3 protein-coding genes are annotated in these 3,816 nt (G+C 71.5%); all 3 read left to right on the plus strand.

What is annotated here, in order from left to right; translation table 11 throughout:
• Window positions 1-119: 119 nt before the first annotated feature.
• Window positions 120-1,622: a leucyl aminopeptidase gene (locus KS423_RS40700; RefSeq protein WP_224284762.1), complete on the plus strand. Its 1,503-nt coding sequence runs from the start codon at window positions 120-122 to the stop codon at window positions 1,620-1,622.
• Window positions 1,623-2,044: 422 nt separating this feature from the next.
• Complete coding sequence (lpdA, locus tag KS423_RS40705) at window positions 2,045-3,451, plus strand: dihydrolipoyl dehydrogenase (RefSeq protein ID WP_263455757.1); 1,407 nt, start codon at window positions 2,045-2,047, stop codon at window positions 3,449-3,451.
• 63 nt (window positions 3,452-3,514) lie between these two features.
• On the plus strand, window positions 3,515-3,816 hold a 302-nt coding region (locus KS423_RS40710), incomplete at its 3' end, for a biotin/lipoyl-containing protein (RefSeq protein ID WP_308020309.1).

Consider the following 3,816-nt stretch of genomic DNA (forward strand, 5'->3'; position numbering starts at 1 on the left):
CGCGCCAGGGGGCCCGGACCCCGGAGGCCCGCCGACGGACGGCCTGCGACGGCGGGCTGCGCCGGTGCGGCAGCCTCGCCGCGGCCGGCCGTGGACCGCGAAAGAACAGGACGCATTACGTGACTGCATTGTCTGTGAGCACCTCCTCCGCCGCCTCCCTGCGCGCGGACGCCCTGGTGGTCGGTGTCGCGAAGGGCCCGAAGGGCATCGTGCTGGCCCCCGGCACCGAGGCCGTGAACGAGGCGTTCGAGGGCAAGCTGGCCGAGGTCCTCAGCACCCTGGGCGCGACCGGCGCCGAGGGCGAGGCCGTCAAGGTCCCCTCCCCCGCCGGCCTGAAGGCCGCGTTCGTGCTCGCGGTCGGCCTGGGCGAGGCCGCCGAGGACGGCTACGAGCCGGAGGCGCTGCGCCGCGCCGCCGGTGTCGCCGCCCGCACCCTGGCCGGTGCCAAGAAGGCCGCGCTGGCGCTGCCGGCCGAGTCCCCGGAGGACGTCGAGGCGGTCGCGCTGGGCGGTCTGCTCGGCTCGTACGCCTTCGGCACGTACAAGGCCAACGGCAACGGCAAGGAGCCGGTCGGCGAGCTGGTCCTGCTGGCCGCCCGCAAGGGCAGCAAGGACGCCAAGGCCGCCGTGGAGCGCGCCACCGCGATCGGCGAGGAGATGAACCGGGCCCGCGACCTGGTCAACACCGCGCCGAACGACCTGAACCCGAAGAGCTTCGCCGCGATCGCCCAGGCGGCCGGCAAGGAGCACGGCCTCAAGGTCGAGGTGCTGGACGAGAAGGCGCTGGCCAAGGGCGGCTTCGGCGGCCTGCTGGGCGTCGGCGGCGGCTCGGCGAACCCGCCCCGCCTGGTGAAGGTGGCCTACACCCACCCGAAGGCCAAGGCCACCGTGGCGTTCGTCGGCAAGGGCATCACCTACGACTCGGGCGGCATCTCGCTGAAGCCGGCCGGCCACAACGAGACCATGAAGTGCGACATGGCCGGCGCCGCCGCCGTGTTCGCCGCCGTGGTGGCCGCCAAGCGCCTGGGCCTGGTCGTCAACGTGACCGCCTGGCTGGCGCTGGCCGAGAACATGCCGTCCGGCTCCGCGACCCGCCCGGGCGACGTGCTGAAGATGTACGGCGGCAAGACCGTCGAGGTCCTGAACACGGACGCCGAGGGCCGCCTGGTCCTGGCCGACGCGATCGTGCGGGCCGGCGAGGAGAACCCGGACGTCATCGTCGACGTGGCGACCCTGACCGGCGCCATGGTGCTGGCCCTGGGCACCCGCACCTTCGGCGTGATGGCCAACGACGACGAGCTGCGCGACAACCTGCACGCCCTGGCCGGCGAGGTGGGCGAGCAGTCCTGGCCGATGCCGCTGCCGGCCGAGCTGCGCAAGGGCTTCACCGAGTCGACCATCGCCGACCTGGCCAACATGGGCGAGCGGATGGGCGGCGGCCTGGTGGCCGGTCTGTTCCTGAAGGAGTTCGTGGCCGAGGGCACCGACTGGGCGCACCTGGACATCGCCGGTCCGGCGTTCCACGAGGGCGCGCCGTACGGCTACACCCCGAAGGGCGGCACCGCGAGCGCGGTGCGCACCCTGGTCCGCTTCGCCGAGCAGAAGGCGAACGGCAAGGCCTGACCCAGGCACCCCTGATCGAGGACGCTCCGATCCAGGACTCCTGATCCAGGACCCGCTGCGACGGGGCCCGGCGCGCGTGCGCCGGGCCCCGTCGGCGTTCCGGCCGGTTACCTGCGGGTAGGCCGGGGCGCCGCGGCGCACCCCTGTTCGCTGCGGGCGAAACTTTGTTCCACACTGCGGAAGAAGCCGCGGCGAGCGGCGCGGACGACGCCCGTCCGGCGGCTGTCAACACCGCGCTGAGCTGCGATGATGCCCTTCCGTTGGAGGCATTCCCGCCCCGGTGACCACTCTGCGGGCCACCCCCGGGGCGGACCCGGACATCAGCCACCGTGAACAAGTGCGAAGATGTATTTCCGGCACGACTGGGCGCCCCACAAAGGCTTCCGACCCACCGGACCGCGACCGGCCCGGCGACCCACCCCATGCATGGAGGACGTGACGTGGCGAACGACGCCAGCACCGTTTTCGACGTAGTCATTCTCGGAGGCGGAAGCGGCGGTTACGCCGCGGCGCTCCGCGCCGCTCAGCTGGGCCTGAGCGTTGCCCTGGTCGAGAAGGGTGAGCTGGGCGGCACCTGCCTGCACCGCGGCTGCATCCCGACCAAGGCGCTGCTGCACGCCGCGGAGATCGCGGACGAGACGAAGGAGGCCGCCGAGTTCGGCGTGCTGGCCACCTTCCAGGGCATCGACATCAACGGCGTCCACAAGTACAAGGACGACGTCATCGCCGGCCTGTACAAGGGCCTTCAGGGCCTGGTGGCGTCCCGCAAGGTCACCTTCATCCAGGGCGAGGGCAAGCTCTCCTCGCAGACCTCGGTGGACGTCAACGGCCAGCGCATCGAAGGCCGCCACATCGTTCTGGCCACCGGCTCCGTGCCGCGCTCGATCCCGGGCCTGGAGATCGACGGCAACCGCGTGATCTCCTCGGACCACGCCCTCAAGCTCGACCGCATCCCGAAGTCGGCCGTCATCCTCGGCGGCGGCGTGATCGGCGTCGAGTTCGCCTCGGTCTGGAAGTCCTTCGGCGTCGAGGTCACCATCGTCGAGGCGCTGCCGCACCTCGTCCCGCTTGAGGACGAGAACTCCTCCAAGCTGCTGGAGCGCGCGTTCCGCAAGCGCGGCATCAAGTTCGAGCTGAAGGCCCGCTTCTCGGGCGTCGAGTACACCGAGACCGGTGTCCGCGTCTCCACCGAGAACGGCAAGCAGATCGACGCCGACCTGCTGCTCGTCGCCATCGGCCGTGGCCCGGTCTCGGCCGGCCTCGGCTACGAGGAGAACGGCGTCGCGATGGACCGCGGCTACGTCCTGGTCGACGAGTACATGCGCACCAACGTGCCCACCATCTCCGCCGTCGGCGACCTCGCCCCGACCCTCCAGCTGGCCCACGTCGGCTTCGCCGAGGGCATCCTGGTCGCCGAGCGCCTGGCCGGCCTCAAGCCGATGCCGATCGACTACGACGGCGTCCCGCGCGTGACCTACTCCAACCCCGAGGTGGCCTCCGTCGGCATCTCCGAGGCCAAGGCCGTCGAGCTGTACGGCAAGGAGAAGGTCGTCACCCTGAAGTACAACCTGGCCGGCAACGGCAAGAGCAAGATCCTGAAGACCGCCGGCGAGATCAAGCTCGTCCAGGTCAAGGACGGCGCCGTGGTCGGCGTCCACATGGTCGGCGCCCGCATGGGCGAGCAGGTCGGCGAGGCCCAGCTGATCTACAACTGGGAGGCTCTGCCGGCCGAGGTCGCGCAGCTCATCCACGCGCACCCGACCCAGTCCGAGGCCCTGGGCGAGGCGCACCTGGCGCTGGCCGGCAAGCCGCTGCACGCGCACGACTGATCACGCCCCACCCCCTTTCCCGGTACTTCCCGTACGCAAGACTTGATAGGAGTCGCTGAAACCATGGCGGTCTCAGTAACACTGCCCGCGCTGGGCGAGAGCGTTTCCGAGGGCACCGTCACCCGCTGGCTGAAGGCCGAGGGTGAGCGTGTCGAGGTCGACGAGCCGCTGCTGGAGGTGTCGACCGACAAGGTCGACACCGAGATCCCGGCCCCGGCCTCCGGCATCCTCTCCTCGATCAAGGTCGGCGAGGACGAGACCGTCGAGGTCGGCGCCGAGCTGGCGATCATCGACGACGGCTCGGGTGCCCCGGCCGCCGCTCCGGCCCCGGCCGCCGAGGCCGCGCCCGCCGCCGCTCCGGCCCC

It is taken from the genome of Streptomyces sp. LS1784, from assembly GCF_020103755.1.
Lineage (GTDB): Bacteria > Actinomycetota > Actinomycetes > Streptomycetales > Streptomycetaceae > Kitasatospora.

Bases quoted from the DNA above. Each gene is read 5' to 3' on its own strand.
- lpdA (WP_263455757.1), top strand. From the start codon at position 2,045: ATGCATGGAGGACGTGACGTGGCGAACGACGCCAGCACCGTTTTCGAC.